Raw genomic sequence first — 16,445 nt, 5'->3', positions numbered from 1 at the left:
GGTTCGAGGGCCGTTCACGGCCCATCAGGAGCCACCGATGACCACCGAGCTGAAGGTAATCACCAATGTCGCCGCCCTGCGCAGCGCTGCCCACGTCGCCGACGACGCGCTGGATTTTCTACGCAGCGGACGAGACATCATCGTGTGGATGACTGCGATCAATAACGCCATCCGGCTGGACATCGAGCATGGCCGCGGCGTCAACGTCGAGGCGCTGACGAGCCTGGCGCAATACCTGGGCGACGACTGGGGCAACCACCTCGAGGGCGAAATCAAGCGCATGCAGGAACAGCTCGACGGCAAGTAGTCGCCACGCTGATGGCCGCTCGCCGTTAGTCGCGAACCGCCGCCTGGCCTTCGCAGCGCTTGGACTCGAGGCATCGGCTGATCGGGTCCAGCGTGCGTGTGCGGCAGCGGTAGTCGACCACCAGGTCGCCACCCAGGCGCGCGGCCTGCAACTTGAGCAGCCAGATCGCCTCGCCCTGGGTTCCGTGGAAGCGCTCGAACGAGCCGCTGTCGCAGGAGTTGCTGCGCACCGGGCCGATCACCTCATGCACCGGCGCGATCGATGAGGCCGAATAGGCCTTCACCTTCGCCGCGCGTGCAACTTCGTCCTCGGTGAACTGCTCCGGCGTCGCGGCGCATCCGGCGAGCAGGGCAATCGGCAGCAGGTGGAAGGCGCGCATCATATAAAGCCGTCGAAATCAGTCAGGTGTCCTATCTCGACAGGTCGCCGTGCCCGAAGTGCGACACGCGGGCACCAAGAGGCCGTCATGGCAGTCGAAGCATTCCCGGCCGTTGCCGGTTTGCCGAAACCAGCCAGAAGGACCCGCGAATGCTCCGCTCCGGCATGCGTCTGATGACGCTGGCCTTGATCTTCCTGTTACTGGCGGGCTGCACGGGTGGCAAGCGCCTGTCGGCCTCGATGAGCGACATCAACCGCGAGTACGGCACGCTGCAGGACCAGGCGTTGCTGCTGAACATCGTTCGCCGAAGCCTCTCCCTGCCGGCGCATTTCACGACCCTGGCGACCATCCGTGGGCGCAGCCGCATCTATGCCGGCGCGAACCTGAACCTGCCCTTCGGCGGCGATGCGACGTCCAGTTTCGGCTTCAACCCGCACATGTCGATCGAGCAGGGCCCCTCGTTCGAGGTGTCCACACAAGGCAACCAGGAGTTCTATCGCGGCTACGTTGCGCCGGTCGACACCCGCACGCTGGACTTCTACCTGCGGCAGGACAGGACGACGCAACTGGTGCTGTCGCTCTTTCTCGAGCAGGTCGTGATTTCCGGCGCCAACGGCAACCAGGTCTTTCGCAACGACCCGGAGAACCTTGAACAATTCGACCTGTTCCAGAAGCTGCTCAAGCGCCTGATAGAGCAGGGGCTGACCACTGAAAGCGTCACCCTCGTGCGCGACTACGGGCCGGAACTGCGCCTGAAGAAGCCGCCGACCCTCGATCAGATCCTGGCAGTCCGCAAGGAGAAGATGACCATCGAGAAGGTCGGGGAAAACCGTTACCAGCTCAGACAGATAGCCCAGAGCGCGCGGTTCTGTTTCGCCGCGCCGCATGAAGCGCTGTTCAAGCAGGCCCAGTGCGCCGGTGCCGCGGCGCCGCGGCGCTACGAGGTGACCGATCCGACGTTCTTCGGCAGCACCGGTACCGCGCAGGTGACGTTTCGGACCCCCGAGCTCGGAACGATTCGGCTCGACACGCGATCGCTGGCCGAGATACTCGACTACCTCGGCGACCTGATCGGTGTCCAGCAAGCCTTGGGCCGCCCCCTCGACATTCCCGGCGCATCGGGGGCCAAGCCGCTGATGGTCGTCTGGCGGGATCCGCTGCTGACGCAAGACGCGGCCGTCCGCACCACCTTCGCCGATACCGACTACGCCATTCCGCTCGGCGAGGCCGCTGGCTTCTCCGGCGAGGTGCTGTCGATCATCACCCAGTTGCTGGCCCAGGTGCAGTCCGTCAAGGACCTCCCGGTTTCGAACACCATCACCATTATCGGCGACTGATGGCGCATGGACATTTCCCTCGGGCGGCCCCACGCTAGAGCCCGCCGCGGGGGTCGTCCATCCGTTCGTGTCGATGATGGCGAACCCCAACGACGATTGGTGGTCGTAGCGATACGGTCCTGTCCTGGCCCTCGCTTCTGTCGCGGTCATGGCGTGAGATCGCTCACCGCAAGGCAGCTATCGCCTGAAGCTCAGGCACTGCGTCAAAACTGGAATTTCACTCAAGGACTCACATGATCAAGAAATGCCTTTTCCCAGCGGCCGGCTATGGAACGCGCTTCCTGCCTGCCACCAAGGCGATGCCCAAGGAAATGTTGCCCGTGGTGAACAAGCCCCTGATCCAGTACGGGGTGGAGGAGGCACTGGCCGCAGGGCTCAACCAGATTTCCGTGGTTACCGGCCGCGGCAAGCGTTCGCTGGAAGATCACTTCGACATCAGCTACGAGCTGGAGCATCAGATCCGCAACACCGACAAGGAAAAGTACCTGGTCGGGATTCGCCGCCTGATCGATGAGTGCAGCTTTTCCTACACCCGCCAGGTCGAGATGAAGGGCCTGGGCCATGCGATTCTCAGCGGGCGTCCGCTGATTGGCGACGAACCCTTCGCCGTCGTGCTCGCCGATGACCTCTGCATCAATGTCGACGGCGATCCGGTGCTGGCGCAGATGGTGAAGCTGTACAACCAGTTCCGCTGCTCGATCGTCGCCATCCAGGAAGTGCCGCCGGAAGAGACCAGCAAGTACGGTGTGATCGCCGGCGAGATGATCCGTGACGACATCTTCCGCGTCAGCCACATGGTCGAGAAACCCAAGCCCGAGGACGCACCTTCCAACCTGGCGATCATCGGTCGCTACATCCTGACGCCGGACATCTTCGAACTCATCGAGCAGACCGAGCCGGGCAAGGGCGGGGAGATCCAGATCACCGACGCGCTGATGCGTCAGGCCCAGGACGGTTGCGTGCTGGCGTACAAATTCAAAGGCCAGCGCTTCGACTGCGGCAGCGCCGAGGGGTACATCGCGGCAACCAACTTCTGCTACGAGAACTTCTATCTGACCGGCAAGGCCTTCTGAGGCCTGCGCGGCGAACAGGGCCACCCTCGGGTGGCCTTTTTCATTCGGGGCTCGGCAGATCCTGCGCGCCGGGTCCGAGCGGTTGGCCATAGCTGAACTCGACGTATTGCCCGGATGGATCGCGCACGCCGCAGTAGTAGCCGACGGGGAAGGGCTCGTCCCGCGGCTCCCACAGCAGGCAGCCATCGGCGCGGGCGCGCTCGGCAATCGCGTCGACCTCCTCGCGGCTGGCAACGGCGAAGCCAAGGTGCCCATAGTCGCCGGGCTGTTCGGCGCGAGGCTGGCCGCCCGGCATGATCACGAAGATGAACTCGCGCTCGCGGCCGGGTTCCGCCATCCAGACGATGCGGGAGCCCTTGCCGGGGCGTTCGTGAAACACCTCCATGCCGCAATAGCGTCGGAAGAACGCGATGCTTGCCTCGAGGTCCGGGACATGCAGCGCGACGTGGGTAAGGGTGGGCATGCACGTGCTCCTATGATTGGGCCGGGCGCGCTCGTTATGCTACGCGCCTGCATGGAGACATAGACTCATGGCTTACGACTTCGATCTCTTCGTCATCGGCGCAGGCTCCGGTGGCGTACGCGCGGCTCGGTTCGCGGCGGGCTTCGGCGCCCGCGTGGCCATCGCCGAAAGCCGCTACCTGGGCGGCACCTGCGTCAACGTCGGTTGCGTACCGAAAAAACTGCTCGTCTACGGCGCCCACTATGCCGAGGACCTCGGCGAGGCGCAGGGATACGGCTGGTCGATCGACGGCGCGACCTTCGACTGGCCGACGCTGATCGCCAACAAGAACCGTGAAATCGAGCGCCTGAACGGCATCTACGGCAAGCTGCTGACCGACAGCGGCGTGACCCTGCTCGAAGCGCACGCGACGATTCTCGATCCGCATACGGTCGAGGTCGACGGCCGTCGCCACACCGCCGAGCACATTCTCATCGCCACGGGCGGTTGGCCGTTCGTGCCGGACGTGCCGGGGCGAGAACTGGCCATCACGTCGAACGAGGCCTTCTACCTGGAGCGCCTGCCGAAACGCGTACTGGTGGTTGGCGGCGGCTACATCGCGGTGGAGTTCGCCTCGATCTTCAATGCCTGCGGGGCCGAAACGCGACTGCTGTATCGCGGTGAGCTGTTCCTGCGGGGCTTCGATCTGTCCCTGCGCGATCACCTGAAGGACGAGCTGATCAAGAAAGACCTCGACCTGCAATTCAATGCGGACATCGCGCGGCTGGATCGACTGGAGGATGGCGCCATCCAGGCGACCCTGAAAGACGGGCGTGTCATGGTCGCCGACTGCGTCCTGTATGCGACGGGCCGTCGGCCGATGCTCGACAACCTGGGGTTGGAAAACGTCGATGTCCCGCTGAACGACAAGGGCTTCATTCGGGTGAACGAGCAATACCAGACCTCGACGCCCTCGATCCTGGCGATCGGAGACGTGATCGGCAAGGTGCCGCTGACGCCGGTTGCGCTCGCCGAAGGCATGGCCGTTGCGCGTCGCCTGTTCAAGCCCGAGCAGTACCGTCCGGTCGATTACGCGCACATTCCGACGGCCGTGTTCAGCCTGCCGAACATGGCGACCGTTGGCCTGACCGAAGAGGAGGCGCGCGCCGCGGGCCACAAGGTAGTGGTGTTCGAGAGCCGTTTCCGCCCCATGAAGCTCACCATGACCAGCAGTCTGGAACGCAGCCTGATGAAGCTGGTCGTTGATGCCGACACCGACCGCGTGCTCGGTTGCCACATGGCCGGCCCCGAAGCGGGCGAGATCATGCAGGGGCTCGCCATCGCGCTGAAGGCCGGTGCGACCAAGCGGCAGTTCGACGAAACCATCGGGATTCATCCGACCGCCGCCGAAGAGTTCGTCACCATGCGCATTCCCACGGCAATCTGACGACATGGAGACCCTTTTCTACGTAGCCGACCTGTTCGGCGTCGCGGTCTTCGCCATCACCGGCGCGCTGATGGCGGGCCGCAAATCGATGGACCTGTTCGGCGTGCTGGTCATGGCGGTCGTCACCGCGCTCGGCGGCGGGACGCTGCGCGATGTCATTCTCGACAACCATCCGGTGAGCTGGATTCGCGACGACGGCTACATCATCGTCGCGTCGCTGGCAGCGATCGGGACGGTGCTCTGGGTGCGCGTGACCCGGCCGATCCACGAAACCGGCCTGCTGGTTTCCGATGCCTTCGGTCTTGCGGTGTTCACGGTCATCGGGACGGAGGTGGCGTTGCAGCATCAAGTGCCGGTCAGCACGGCGCTGATCATGGGCGTGATGACCGGGGTGGCCGGCGGGGTCATTCGCGACGTGCTGTGCAACGAGATTCCGCTGATTTTCCAGAAGGAGATCTACGCCACCGCCTGCCTGGCCGGCTCGCTGGCGTTCATCCTGCTGCGGGAGATGGGCACGCCCCACTGGGTCGATACCGGGCTGGCGATGCTGACCGTGCTGCTCATCCGCCTGGCCGCGATCCGCTGGCATCTCGCGCTGCCGCGCTTCCACCTGCTGGATCTGGACAAGTCTTCCGATCAGCCGCGCGGCTGATCGGCCTCAGCCGGCTGACGCTCCACGGTTGGCGCAGCCGGCGCCGTCGTAAGGGTTTCGATCATGCGCATCGAGGTAGGCGGCACGGCCGCCACCTCACCTCAGTGATCCGCGTGCGCACCGTGCGCGTCGCCGGGGGCCTGGCCCCGCACCTCGACGTCGACGGCACGGGTCTCACCGTCAGCGAATTCCAGCGTCAAGCTGAAGGTATCCCCGGCAGCGAGCGGGCGCTCGAGCCCCATCAGCATCACGTGATGGCCGCCAGGTGCGAGCTCGACGCCGCCGTTCGCAGGAATCTCGATCGCCTCGAGCCGCTCCATCCGGACCATGTCGCCCTCGCGCCGGCTGGTGTGCAGCTCGGCCTTTTCCGCGACCGTGCTGCTGACGCCGATGAGCCTGCGCGGCTGGTCGGTTCCGTTGTGGATGCCCAGGTAGGCCGCGGTGGCGGGCGAGCCGGGCGGCATCTCGCGTGCCCAGGCGTCCTTTATCGAGACGGCCTCGCCGCTGGCAACGGCATGGTGAGCACCGGTGTGTCCGGCATGATCAGCGAACGTCACCGGCGCGATCATGGCGCCGGCCAGACCAAGGGCTAAAAGCTGCATGCGCATATCGGCATCCTCATGCAAAGGCCGCCCGAAAGGGCGGCAGGGTCGTTCGGTCAGAGCGCCGCGAAACCGGCCTGTTGGGCCAGTTCCAGCAGCGGCTGGGGGTATACGCCCAGGAACAGCGCCAGAATCACGATCGCCATGAGCATGATGCCGCCGGCACGCTGGCCCCAATCCTGCGGGGCATCATGCCGACGGATACCCGGCTCGACCAGGTACAGCGTGACCATCACACGCAGGTAGTAATACAGGCCGATCGCGCTGCCGATGATCAGCGCACCGAGCAGCCACCACAGCTGGGATTCGACACCGGTGGTGATGATGTAGAACTTGCCGATGAAGCCCGCGGTCAGCGGAATGCCGGCCAGCGACAGCATCATCACGGTCAGCACGGCCGTAAGGTAGGGGCGCCGCCAGAACAGGCCGCGGTACTCGTAGAGCGCATCGGCGTCGCGCCCGTTGTAGGGGCTGGACATCAGCGTCACCACGCCGAACGCCCCCAGGCTGGTCAGCACGTAGGTCACCAGATAGACGCCCACCGCCTCGACGGCGAAGCCATTGCTGGCAATCAACGCAACCAGCAGATAACCGAAGTGGGCGATCGACGAGTAGCCGAGCAGGCGCTTGAGATTGCTCTGGTTCAGGGCCAGCAGGTTGCCGCCAAGGATCGACGCGATGGCGATCACCGTCAGCGCGTCGGTCAGCCAGCCGTCACCGGTTGCCGGCGACATCAGGTAAAGGCGCAGCAGCACCGCGAACACCGCCACCTTGCTTGCCGTGGCGAGAAAGGCGGAGACCGGCGCCGGCGCGCCCTCGTACACGTCGGGCGTCCAGAGATGGAAGGGCACCAGCGACAGCTTGAAGGCTAGGCCGATGAGCATCATGACGACACCCGTCTGCACCAGCGGTGAGGCAAGGTGCGTCGCGAGGCTGGCGCCGATGCCGGTGAAAGCGAGCGTCCCGGACTCGGCATAGAGCAGGGCCATGCCGAACAGCAGAAAGGCACTGCCGGCGGCCGAGAGCACCATGTACTTGATGCCAGCCTCCAGCGAGCGCCGGCTGAAGAAGGCGTAGGCCACCAGTCCGTAGACCGGCACCGACAGCAGCTCCAGGCCGACGAACAGCGCCGCGAGGTGCTGGGCACTGACCAGTACCATGCCGCCAGTCGCCGACAGCGTCAGCAGCAGGTACAGCTCCTCGCGGTTGCCGGGAAAGCCGTCGGCGCCAGGCTTCTCGCCAAGGTAGGCGTGCGCCAGCGTCATGCAGGCGAGCGTCGACACCAGGATCAGCGCGCTGTGGAAGTAGGCGAAGTCATCGAGCAACAGCAGTGAGGTGACGCCCGCGACGCCGCTTTCACGCGCCATCGGTATGGAGAGCAGCGCTGCCGTCAGGCCGATCGCGCTCAGCACGAAGCTCAAGCCGTGGCTGCGGCGCCAGGCGATGGCCAGCATCACGGTCACGAGCGTCGCGCTGGCGAGCAGCAGCGGCAGCAGGGCAATGAAGTGTTGTTGTGTGAGTTCCATGCGCGACTACCGGATCGAAGCGAGAGGGGAGAGAGCCGTGGTGATCCACTGCTGGACGCCGTTCATGCTGGCCTGCGTGGTATCGAACACCGGCTGCGGATAGACGCCCAGCAGCACCAGCAGCACCGCCAGCAGCAGAATCATGCCGAGCTCGCGGGCATCCATCCCGGGCAATGCGCCTTGCGCCTTGGCCGGTCCGAAATGCGCGCGGTGCACCATCGCCAGCGAGTAGATCGACGCGAGGACCACGCCGAAGGTCGCTATGACCACGATCCAGGGCATGCGCTCGAACGCGCCGAAGAGCACGACGAACTCACCGACGAAATTGCCCGTGCCCGGCAGGCCCAGCGAAGCCGCCGCGAAGAACAGACTGAGCGCCGGCAGCCAGCGCAGCCGTGACCACAGGCCGCCCATCTCGCGCATGTCCCGGGTATGCAGCCGCTCGTACAGCTGGCCACAGAGGATGAACAGCGCCGCGGCTGACAGACCGTGCGCGATCATCAGCACCACCGCGCCCTGCAGGGCGAGCTCGCTGCCGGAATAGATGCCGATCAGCACGAAGCCCATGTGCGAGATGCTGGAGTAGGCGACGAGGCGCTTGATGTCGGTCTGTGCGAAGGACAACAGCGCGCCATAGAAGATGCCGACCAGGCCCAGGACCATCGCGATCGGCGCGAAATCGACCGAAGCATTGGGAAACAGCGGCAGCGCGAAGCGGATCATGCCGTAGGCCGCCGTCTTCAGCAGGATGCCCGCCAGGTCGACCGAACCGGCCGTCGGCGCCTGGGCATGCGCATGGGGCAGCCAGGCGTGCAGGGGCACGATGGGAAACTTCACCGCGAACGCGATGAAGAACCCGAGCATCAGCAGGTACTCGATGGCCGGGTCAAGCTGGGCATCGAGCAGCAGGGCGTAGTCGAAGGTCAGCACGCCGCTGTCGTGGTAGTGCACCAGTACCAACCCGAGAATGGCCACCAGCATCACCAGGCCGCTCGCCTGGGTGTAGATGAAGAACTTGGTCGCCGCATTGATGCGCGAGCGCTTGCCTTCGCTGGAACTGTGTCCCCAGAGCGCGATGAGGAAGTACATCGGCACCAGCATCATTTCCCAGAACAGGAAGAACAGGAACAGATCCAGGGACAGGAACACCCCCACCACGCCGCCGAGAATCCACATCAGGTTGAGGTGGAAGAAACCGACGTGGCGCTGGATTTCCTTCCAGGAGCAGAGCACCGATAGCACACCGAGCAGACCGGTCAGCAGGACCATCAGCAGCGACAGGCCGTCGAGCGCCAGGTGCAGGTTGATGCCGAATCGCTCGATCCAGACGTACTTGAACTCGACGGCCCAGTTGGCGCCGGCATCCGGGGCCGGCGCCAGGCTGTAGTCGCCGGTGGCCCAGAGCCACAGGCCGAGGCCGAACAGCAGTGACATCGTCAGCAGGGCGATCCAGCGCGGCAGCGTCTGGTCGAAGCGTTCGACCAGCCAGCAGAGCAGCCCGCCGATGAAGGGAATCAGGATTAGCCAGGGCAGAATCACGGTAAAGGGTCCTTGCGCAATTCAGAGCAGAACGATGCCGAGCAGCAGTACCGCGCCACCGACGATGGACAGTGCGTACCAGCGCAGCTGGCCGGTCTGGGTGCGACTCAGCAGGGCGTTGCCGGCACGGGCGGTCTGGGGCACCAAGCCGATCGAGACGTCGACCGGGTCCCAACCCAGCAGCCAGCACAGGAACAGGTAGGGCTTGACGAAGACCTTGTCGTACAGCCAGTCGAAGCCCCACGCGGCGAACCACCAGGCCGAAAGCAGGCGTCCCGGCAGGCTCCGGGAAATCGCCTGGGCGATCTGCCGCTTGCCAAGGAACAACACCGCGGCGAGCAGGATGCCGGCCAGCGCAATGGCACCGGAGGCGATCTCCAGGCTGTGCTTCGCTTCGCCGCCGGCATGGCCGAAGCTTTCCGGCAGGACGCCCGCCAGCGGCGGCGTGATCAGCGCGCCGATGAAGGTGGACAGCACGATCAGCACGCCGAGCGGCAGGTTGTGGGCCAGCCCGTGCCCCGCATGGGCATCGGTCTTCGCCTCGCCGTGGAAGGCGATGAAAATCAACCGGAAGGTGTAGATCGAGGTCAGGAAGGCGCCCAGCAGGCCAGCGTAGAGCAAGCCGTTGTGGCCGGTGGCGAAGGCCTCCCAGAGAATCTCGTCCTTGGAGTAGAAGCCCGCCGTGATCAGCGGCAGCGCGGCCAGCGCCGAACCGCCGACGATGAAGCTCGCGTAGGCCAGCGGCAGTTTCTTCCACAGCCCGCCCATGCGGAAGATGTTCTGCTCATGGTGGCAGGCATGGATGACCGAACCGGAAGCGAGGAACAGCAACGCCTTGAAGAACGCGTGGGTCATCAGGTGGAAGATCGCCGCGTCCCAGGCGCCGACACCGAGCGCGAGGAACATGTAGCCGATCTGGCTCATGGTCGAGTAGGCCAGGATGCGCTTGATGTCCGTTTGTACCAGCGCGGCAAAGCCAGCCAGCACCAGCGTCACGGCGCCGACGACACCGACCAGTTCGAGCACGTCGGGAGCCAACAGGAACAGGCCGTGCGTGCGGGCGATCAGGTAGACGCCGGCGGTCACCATGGTCGCGGCATGGATGAGCGCCGATACGGGCGTCGGACCGGCCATGGCGTCGGCCAGCCAGGTCTGCAGCGGCAGCTGGGCGGACTTGCCGACGGCGCCGCCGAGCAGCGCCAGGGTCGCCAGGGTGATCCACAGGTCGCCGCGACGGAACGCCTCGGGCGCCATGGCCAGCAGTTCCTGGATATTGAGCGTGCCCACCTGAACGAACAGGATGAACAGGCCGAACGCCATGAACACGTCCCCGACACGGGTGACGATGAACGCCTTGAGCGCCGCATTGCCGTTCTTGCGCTCGCTGAAATAGAAGCCGATCAGCAGGTAGGAGCACAGCCCCACGCCTTCCCAGCCGAAATACAGCAGGAGCAGGTTATCGCCCAGCACCAGCAGCAGCATGCTAAAGATGAACAGGTTGGTGTAGGCGAAGAAGCGCGAATAGCCTTCCTCCCCGCGCATGTACCAACTGGCGAACAGGTGAATGAGGAAGCCGACGCCGGTCACCACGCCGAGCATGGTCAGCGACAGACCGTCCAGATGCAGGCCGAAATCGGCCTCCAGCCCGGACACGTTCAGCCATTGCCACAACACCTGGGTGTACGCGCCGCCGGCCGGAGGCGCGACGTTAAACTGCCAGATGATCCAGGCCGTGATCAGGGCCGACAGGCCCACCGAGCCCACGCCGATGGTGGCTGCAAGGTTTTCGGACAGCCGGCCGCGGGAAAAGGCCAGCAGGAAGTAGCCGAGCAGCGGGAAAACGAAGGTCAGGAATAAGAGGTTCATCCGCGCATCTCGCTTGCAGCATCGACATCGAGGGTGTTGAAGCGGCGATACAGCTGCAACAGGATCGCCAAGCCAATCGCCGCCTCCGCGGCAGCGAGCGTGATCACCAGGATGAACATGATCTGGCCGTCAGGTTGGCCCCAGCGGCTGCCCGCGACGACGAAGGCGAGCCCCGCCGCGTTCATCATGATTTCCAGGCTCATCAGCATGAACAGGATGTTGCGCCGGACCATCAGGCCGACCAGGCCCAGGCAGAACAGGATCGCCGCGACCGCCAGGCCATGTTCCAGGGGAATGCTTGTCATGGTCTCACTCCTTCGCTTCGTGGCGGCCGAGGTGGTACGCCGCGACGAGCGCGGCCAGCAGCAACAGTGAGGCCAGCTCGACGGCCAGCAGGTAGGGTCCGAACAGCGAGACGCCGACGGCCTTCGGTCCGACGCTGGTCAGCGCGAGCGGTGCGTGGGTGGGCGCGGCGAACAGCGTCCAGAGCAATTGCAGCAGCAGTACCAGCGACAGCGCCGATGGGCCGATCCAGACCATCGGCGTCAGCCAGGCTCGCTCCTGCGAAGAGGTCGTCGGTCCCAGGTTGAGCATCATCACCACGAACACGAACAGCACCATGATGGCGCCGGCATAGACGATGATTTCCAGCGCGCCGGCGAAGGGCGCGCCCAGGCTGAAGAAGCACATGGCCACGGCCAGCAGCGACACCACCAGATAGAGCAGGGCGTGTATCGGGTTGCTGGCGGTGATCACCCGCAGCGTGGCGACCACCGCCGCCCCGGAGGAGAAATAAAAAGCGAATTCCATGAGGTCAGGTCCTCGGCACGTGTACGTGGCGCACCCGGCAAACGGGCACCTCGATGGCGCGCCGCATGAGAGCGACGGCCGCGCAGGAAGGAATCGAGCCGCGCAAGGTCATGGCAGCAGCCCCTTGACGTTGATCGGTTCGGCTTCGGCCTGCGCCGCACCCTTGGGTTTGCCGGCGATGGCCATGCCTGCGACACGGTAGAAGTTGTAGTCCGGGTTCTTGCCGGGGCCTGAAATCAGCAGATCCTCCTTCTCGTAAACCAGGTCTTGCCGCTGGAATTCGCCCATCTCGAAATCCGGCGTCAGCTGGATCGCGGTGGTCGGGCAGGCCTCCTCGCACAGGCCACAGAAAATGCAACGCGAGAAGTTGATGCGGAAGAACTCCGGATACCAACGACCATCCTCGGTCTCGGCCTTCTGCAGCGAAATGCAGCCGACCGGGCAGGCCACCGCACATAGGTTGCAGGCCACGCAACGCTCTTCGCCGTCGGGGTCGCGCGTCAGCACGATGCGGCCGCGATAGCGGGGAGGCAGGTAGACCGGTTCCTCGGGATATTGCAGCGTGTCGCGCTTGCGGAAGGCATGGCTGAACACCATCACCAGGCTGCGCAACTGGGTGTAGGTGCCATGCAGCACCTCGCCGATGTACTTGAACATATCGGTTACTCCTTACTGCGCGGCCAGCACGAGCGCGCCGGTCACCAGCAGGTTGATCAGGGTCAGCGGCAGGCAGAACTTCCAGCTGAAGGCCATCACCTGGTCATAGCGCGGACGCGGAATCGACGCGCGCAGCAGGATGAACAGCATGATGAAGAAGCCGGTCTTGAGCGCGAACCAGAAGAACGACAGCCAGGGCAGGGCGTCCAGGAACGGGCCGTGCCAACCGCCGAAGAACAGGGTGGTGAGCAGCGCCGAGATCAGCACGATGCCGATGTACTCGCCGACGAAGAACATGCCCCATTTCATGCCGGCATATTCGATGTGATAACCGTCGGCGAGCTCTTGCTCGGCCTCGGGCTGATCGAACGGATGGCGGTGGGTCACCGCAACGCCGGCAATGAAGAAGGTGGCGAAGCCGAGAAACTGCGGAATGATGAACCACAGGTGTTCCTGCTGATACTCGACGATGTCGCGCATGTTGAACGAGCCGACCTGCGCCACGATGCCCATCAGCGAAAGCCCGAGGAACACCTCGTACGAGACCGTCTGCGCCGAGGCGCGCAGGCTGCCGAGCAGGGCGAACTTGTTATTGCTCGACCAGCCGGCGAAGAGCACGGCGTACACCGTCAACCCGGCCATCGCGAAGAAGAACAGCAGGCCGATGTTGAGGTCCGCCACGCCCCAGGTCGGCGTCACCGGCACCACGGCGAAGGCGATCAGCAGCGAGCTCATCGCCACCACCGGCGCCAGGGTGAAGATCGGCTTGTCGGCGAACGGAGGCGTCCAGTCCTCCTTGAAGAACATTTTCAGCATGTCCGCACCCAGCTGGAACATGCCGAACGGCCCCACGCGATTCGGGCCGTAGCGGTCCTGCCAGAGGCCGAGCAGTCGCCGCTCGACGAAGCTGAGGAGCGCGCCGCTGACCACGACTACCAGCAGGATGACGATGGCCTTGAGGACCTGGACGATGACGTCGATCAGTTCGGGGGTCAGCCAGCTCATTGCGCCGCCTCCTGGATGTCGGTGACTCGGGCGTCGGCGAAGACGGCGGGAATGCCGGCCAGCCCGACCGGCAGGCCGATCACGCCGAGCGGAAGGTCATCGAGAATTCGCAGCGGCAAATGCAGGGTCTGGCCATCCAGGCTCAGCGTCAGGCGCGCACCCTCGTTGACCGCCAGGCGATCGGCTTCGGCCTTGTTCAATGCCACGTAGGGTTCCGGCATGCGCGCCTGGATCGGTGCGGCCCGCGCGGAGGTTTCCTCGCTGCCGAACAGGTGATGCAGCGGCACCGCCTGCCATTGCCCCTTCTCCGGTGCGAAGGCCGGGTTGACGGCGAACCAGGTGTTCCGCTCGCCCGTGGGTTCGATCAACCGAACGCCCGGATCGCCGGCACGCAAGTGGCCGCCGACTTCGTCCTGGAACTTGTTCCAGGCCTGCGGCGAGTTCCAGCCCGGCGACCAGGCGAAGGGAATCTGCTGGCGGTCTTCGGCGCTGCCGGCATAGCCTTCCATCGAGAAGGCGAACGCCGAGTCCCTGTCTTGCGGCTGGCGGGGCTCGCTGACATTGATGTTGGCGCGCATGGCGGTACGGCCGCTGTAGCGGTGCGGTTCACGGGCGAGCTTCATGCCGCGGATGCGGAAATCGGCCTTGGGCGCCGCGCCACGGATGCCGGCCAGGCGCGGATGAGCCGCGGCGCAGGCCTCGGTCACCTGGTCGAGCTGGGTCCAGTCGACCGGCTGGTTCTGCCGCGTTGCGTGGAGTGCATGCAGCCAGCGCCAGCCCTCGCGGACGAGGTTGCCGCTGTCGTAATAGCTTGGGTCGAACACCTGGAAGAAACGCTGGGCGCGGCCTTCCTGGCTGACGAGCGTGCCGTCGCTCTCGGCGAAGCTGCCGACCGGCAACACGAGATGAGCCTTTTTCGCGGTTTCGGTGATCTGATGGTCCGCCGCGATGACGATCTTGGCGGCGGCCAGTGCCGCATCCACCGCTGCGACCGGCGCCCGCCGGTACAGGTCGTTTTCCAGTACGAGCAGGGCATCGCCACGGCCCGAGGTCAGCGCTTGCAGTGCGGCGTCGACGGACTTGTCGCCTTGATCGTCGGCCACCAGCATGGCGATGCCCATGCTGTTCGCTTCCGGCACCACCAGGCTGATCGAGGCGTTCTTCTCGCGGTTCTTCAATGCCTGGGCGATGTTGGCGGCCGCCTCGATCACGTCCCGCGAACCGAGTGACGCCCCGGAGACGATAAGCGGGCGCTGGCCCGCCAGCAGCGCGTCGGCGATGCGCTGGGCAAGCGCCGCGGCTTCCGGCTCGAGGCCACTGACGGCCGGAGCGCTCGGGTCGATCGCATGGGCGACGGCGAATCCCAGCCGGGCGAGGTCTTGCGGGGCTGCCTGCACGCTCTGGGTCGCGACGTCATCGAGGCGAGTCTCGCTGACGCTGGCGATGAACAGGGGGCTGCGGGCCTGCTGCGCAACGTTCTGGACGGCCGCCTGGTGCCACTCGGGAATCTTCGCCGCGGCGGCGATTTCGGTCGCCTTGCCCTTGACCGCCTGACGAAGGGCGAGGGCGAGCCGCGCGGCGGTCTGGGTGAGGTCCTCGCCTAGCACGAACACGGCGTCGTGCGCCTCGATCTCGCGCATCGACGGGGTCGGCAGCGGGCCGGTCTCCAACACCTGGCAGATGAGCTGGAGGTTGGCCAGCTCCTGCGCGGCGATCCCGGTGTAGTAGTTCTCGGCGCCAACGAGTTCGCGCAGGGCGTGGTTGCTCTCCAGGCTCGCACGCGGCGAGCCGATGCCGATCACCGTGCGTCCCTTGAGCAGGGCGGCGGCCTGATCGAGCGCGGCGTCCACGCCCATCTTCATGCCGCTGAGCATCATCACCGGCTGTCGCGGACGGTCCTTGCGATTGACGAAGCCGTAACCGAAGCGACCGCGATCGCAGAGGAAATAATGGTTCACGTCGCCGTTGAAGCGGTTTTCCACACGGCGAATTTCGCCGTAGCGCTCGCCAGGGCTGATGTTGCAGCCGGCCGAGCAGTTGTGGCAGATGCTCGGCGCGAACTGCATGTCCCACTTGCGGGTGTAGCGCTCGGAGTGGGTCTTGTCGGTGAACACGCCGGTGGGGCAGACCTCGGTGAGGTTGCCGGCGAACTCGCTTTCCAGCACGCCATCTTCGACGCGCCCGAAATAGACGTTGTCATGGGCGCCGAATACGCCAAGGTCGGTGCCGCCGGCGTAATCGTTGTAATAGCGCACGCAGCGGTAGCAGGCGATGCAGCGGTTCATCTCATGGGCGATGAACGGGCCGAGCTCCTGGTTCTGGTGCGTGCGCTTGGTGAAGCGGTAGCGGCGCTGGTTATGACCGGTCATCACGGTCATGTCCTGCAGGTGGCAGTGGCCACCTTCTTCGCACACGGGGCAATCGTGAGGGTGGTTGATCATCAACCACTCGACGACGCTGGCACGGAAGGCCTTGGCCTCTTCGTCGTCGATGGAGATCCAGGTCTTGTCGCTCGCGGGTGTCATGCAGGACATCACCAGCCGACCGCGGGTGTCGTTTTCGTCCTGGTACTGCTTGACCGCACACTGGCGACAGGCGCCGACGCTGCCCAGCGCCGGATGCCAGCAGAAATAGGGAACGTCGAGTCCGAGCGACAGACATGCGTGCAGCAGGTTGTCGGCTCCATCGACCTCATAGGCTTTGCCGTCTACATGGATTGTGGCCATAAGGTTTCTACTCACCCGCCGCAGCGGGCCTGGCTAATGGAAAACGGTCCCGGCGCATCGAGACGAGGGGAAATGGC

The 16,445-nt window shown here is 65.1% G+C and carries 16 protein-coding genes; 5 read left to right on the top strand and 11 right to left on the bottom strand.

Annotated features, from left to right (window positions below; all coding sequences use genetic code 11):
- Positions 1 to 37: 37 nt before the first annotated feature.
- The gene (locus tag D7325_RS09270) at positions 38 to 307 is read left to right on the top strand and encodes a hypothetical protein (protein ID WP_120995274.1); all 270 of its coding nucleotides are present in this window, start codon (positions 38 to 40) and stop codon (positions 305 to 307) included.
- Between the two features lie 25 nt (positions 308 to 332).
- Here D7325_RS09270 and D7325_RS09265 read toward each other — a convergent pair whose 3' ends face one another.
- On the bottom strand, positions 333 to 686 hold the full coding sequence (locus D7325_RS09265; protein WP_162988028.1) for a hypothetical protein: 354 nt from the start codon (positions 684 to 686) through the stop codon (positions 333 to 335).
- 149 nt (positions 687 to 835) lie between these two features.
- Here D7325_RS09265 and D7325_RS09260 point away from each other — a divergent pair, with 149 nt between their 5' ends.
- Together D7325_RS09260 and galU are read left to right on the top strand one after the other, a co-directional pair.
- Positions 836 to 2,023, top strand: coding sequence for a hypothetical protein (locus D7325_RS09260; protein WP_120995272.1), 1,188 nt, complete (start codon positions 836 to 838; stop codon positions 2,021 to 2,023).
- A gap of 233 nt (positions 2,024 to 2,256) precedes the next feature.
- Complete coding sequence (gene galU / locus D7325_RS09255) at positions 2,257 to 3,096, top strand: UTP--glucose-1-phosphate uridylyltransferase GalU (RefSeq protein WP_120995271.1); 840 nt, start codon at positions 2,257 to 2,259, stop codon at positions 3,094 to 3,096.
- A 40-nt stretch (positions 3,097 to 3,136) separates the two neighbouring features.
- Here the strand turns inward: galU and D7325_RS09250 are convergent, their stop codons facing one another.
- Positions 3,137 to 3,559 carry a VOC family protein gene (locus D7325_RS09250; RefSeq protein ID WP_120995270.1) on the bottom strand — a complete coding sequence of 141 codons (423 nt, stop codon included), beginning with the start codon at positions 3,557 to 3,559 and terminating at the stop codon, positions 3,137 to 3,139.
- A 67-nt stretch (positions 3,560 to 3,626) separates the two neighbouring features.
- Between D7325_RS09250 and gorA the strand changes: the two genes are divergently transcribed.
- Both gorA and D7325_RS09240 read left to right on the top strand, forming a co-directional pair.
- Positions 3,627 to 4,985 carry a glutathione-disulfide reductase gene (gene gorA / locus D7325_RS09245; protein ID WP_120995269.1) on the top strand — a complete coding sequence of 453 codons (1,359 nt, stop codon included), beginning with the start codon at positions 3,627 to 3,629 and terminating at the stop codon, positions 4,983 to 4,985.
- Positions 4,986 to 4,989: 4 nt separating this feature from the next.
- The gene (locus D7325_RS09240) at positions 4,990 to 5,637 is read left to right on the top strand and encodes a trimeric intracellular cation channel family protein (RefSeq protein WP_120995268.1); all 648 of its coding nucleotides are present in this window, start codon (positions 4,990 to 4,992) and stop codon (positions 5,635 to 5,637) included.
- Between the two features lie 101 nt (positions 5,638 to 5,738).
- Here D7325_RS09240 and D7325_RS09235 read toward each other — a convergent pair whose 3' ends face one another.
- The 9 genes from D7325_RS09235 to nuoG form a co-directional block, all read right to left on the bottom strand.
- On the bottom strand, positions 5,739 to 6,245 hold the full coding sequence (locus D7325_RS09235; protein ID WP_120995267.1) for a copper chaperone PCu(A)C: 507 nt from the start codon (positions 6,243 to 6,245) through the stop codon (positions 5,739 to 5,741).
- A gap of 50 nt (positions 6,246 to 6,295) precedes the next feature.
- A complete protein-coding gene (nuoN, locus tag D7325_RS09230; RefSeq protein WP_120995266.1) occupies positions 6,296 to 7,765 on the bottom strand; it encodes an NADH-quinone oxidoreductase subunit NuoN in 1,470 nt (489 codons plus the stop codon).
- A 6-nt stretch (positions 7,766 to 7,771) separates the two neighbouring features.
- Complete coding sequence (nuoM, locus tag D7325_RS09225; protein ID WP_120995265.1) at positions 7,772 to 9,304, bottom strand: NADH-quinone oxidoreductase subunit M; 1,533 nt, start codon at positions 9,302 to 9,304, stop codon at positions 7,772 to 7,774.
- A gap of 21 nt (positions 9,305 to 9,325) precedes the next feature.
- Positions 9,326 to 11,170 carry an NADH-quinone oxidoreductase subunit L gene (nuoL, locus tag D7325_RS09220; protein WP_120995264.1) on the bottom strand — a complete coding sequence of 615 codons (1,845 nt, stop codon included), beginning with the start codon at positions 11,168 to 11,170 and terminating at the stop codon, positions 9,326 to 9,328.
- Positions 11,167 to 11,475, bottom strand: a complete 309-nt coding sequence (gene nuoK, locus D7325_RS09215; protein ID WP_120995263.1) for an NADH-quinone oxidoreductase subunit NuoK — start codon at positions 11,473 to 11,475, stop codon at positions 11,167 to 11,169. Before nuoK ends, nuoL begins: the two co-directional genes overlap by 4 nt.
- A gap of 4 nt (positions 11,476 to 11,479) precedes the next feature.
- Positions 11,480 to 11,980 carry an NADH-quinone oxidoreductase subunit J gene (nuoJ, locus tag D7325_RS09210; protein WP_120995262.1) on the bottom strand — a complete coding sequence of 167 codons (501 nt, stop codon included), beginning with the start codon at positions 11,978 to 11,980 and terminating at the stop codon, positions 11,480 to 11,482.
- A gap of 108 nt (positions 11,981 to 12,088) precedes the next feature.
- Entirely contained in the window at positions 12,089 to 12,637 is a 549-nt protein-coding gene (gene nuoI, locus D7325_RS09205) for an NADH-quinone oxidoreductase subunit NuoI (protein WP_120995261.1), read from the bottom strand.
- A 12-nt stretch (positions 12,638 to 12,649) separates the two neighbouring features.
- On the bottom strand, positions 12,650 to 13,642 hold the full coding sequence (nuoH, locus tag D7325_RS09200) for an NADH-quinone oxidoreductase subunit NuoH (RefSeq protein WP_120995260.1): 993 nt from the start codon (positions 13,640 to 13,642) through the stop codon (positions 12,650 to 12,652).
- Entirely contained in the window at positions 13,639 to 16,368 is a 2,730-nt protein-coding gene (nuoG, locus tag D7325_RS09195) for an NADH-quinone oxidoreductase subunit NuoG (protein WP_120995259.1), read from the bottom strand. The genes nuoH and nuoG overlap by 4 nt, the downstream gene beginning before the upstream one ends.
- Positions 16,369 to 16,445 lie beyond the last annotated feature (77 nt).

The sequence above is a fragment of the Stutzerimonas urumqiensis genome (genome assembly GCF_003640395.1).
GTDB classification, from domain to species: domain Bacteria; phylum Pseudomonadota; class Gammaproteobacteria; order Pseudomonadales; family Pseudomonadaceae; genus Stutzerimonas; species Stutzerimonas urumqiensis.
The sequence above is the reverse complement of the archived record's forward strand: the minus strand, read 5'-3'. Positions and strand labels throughout refer to the sequence as shown.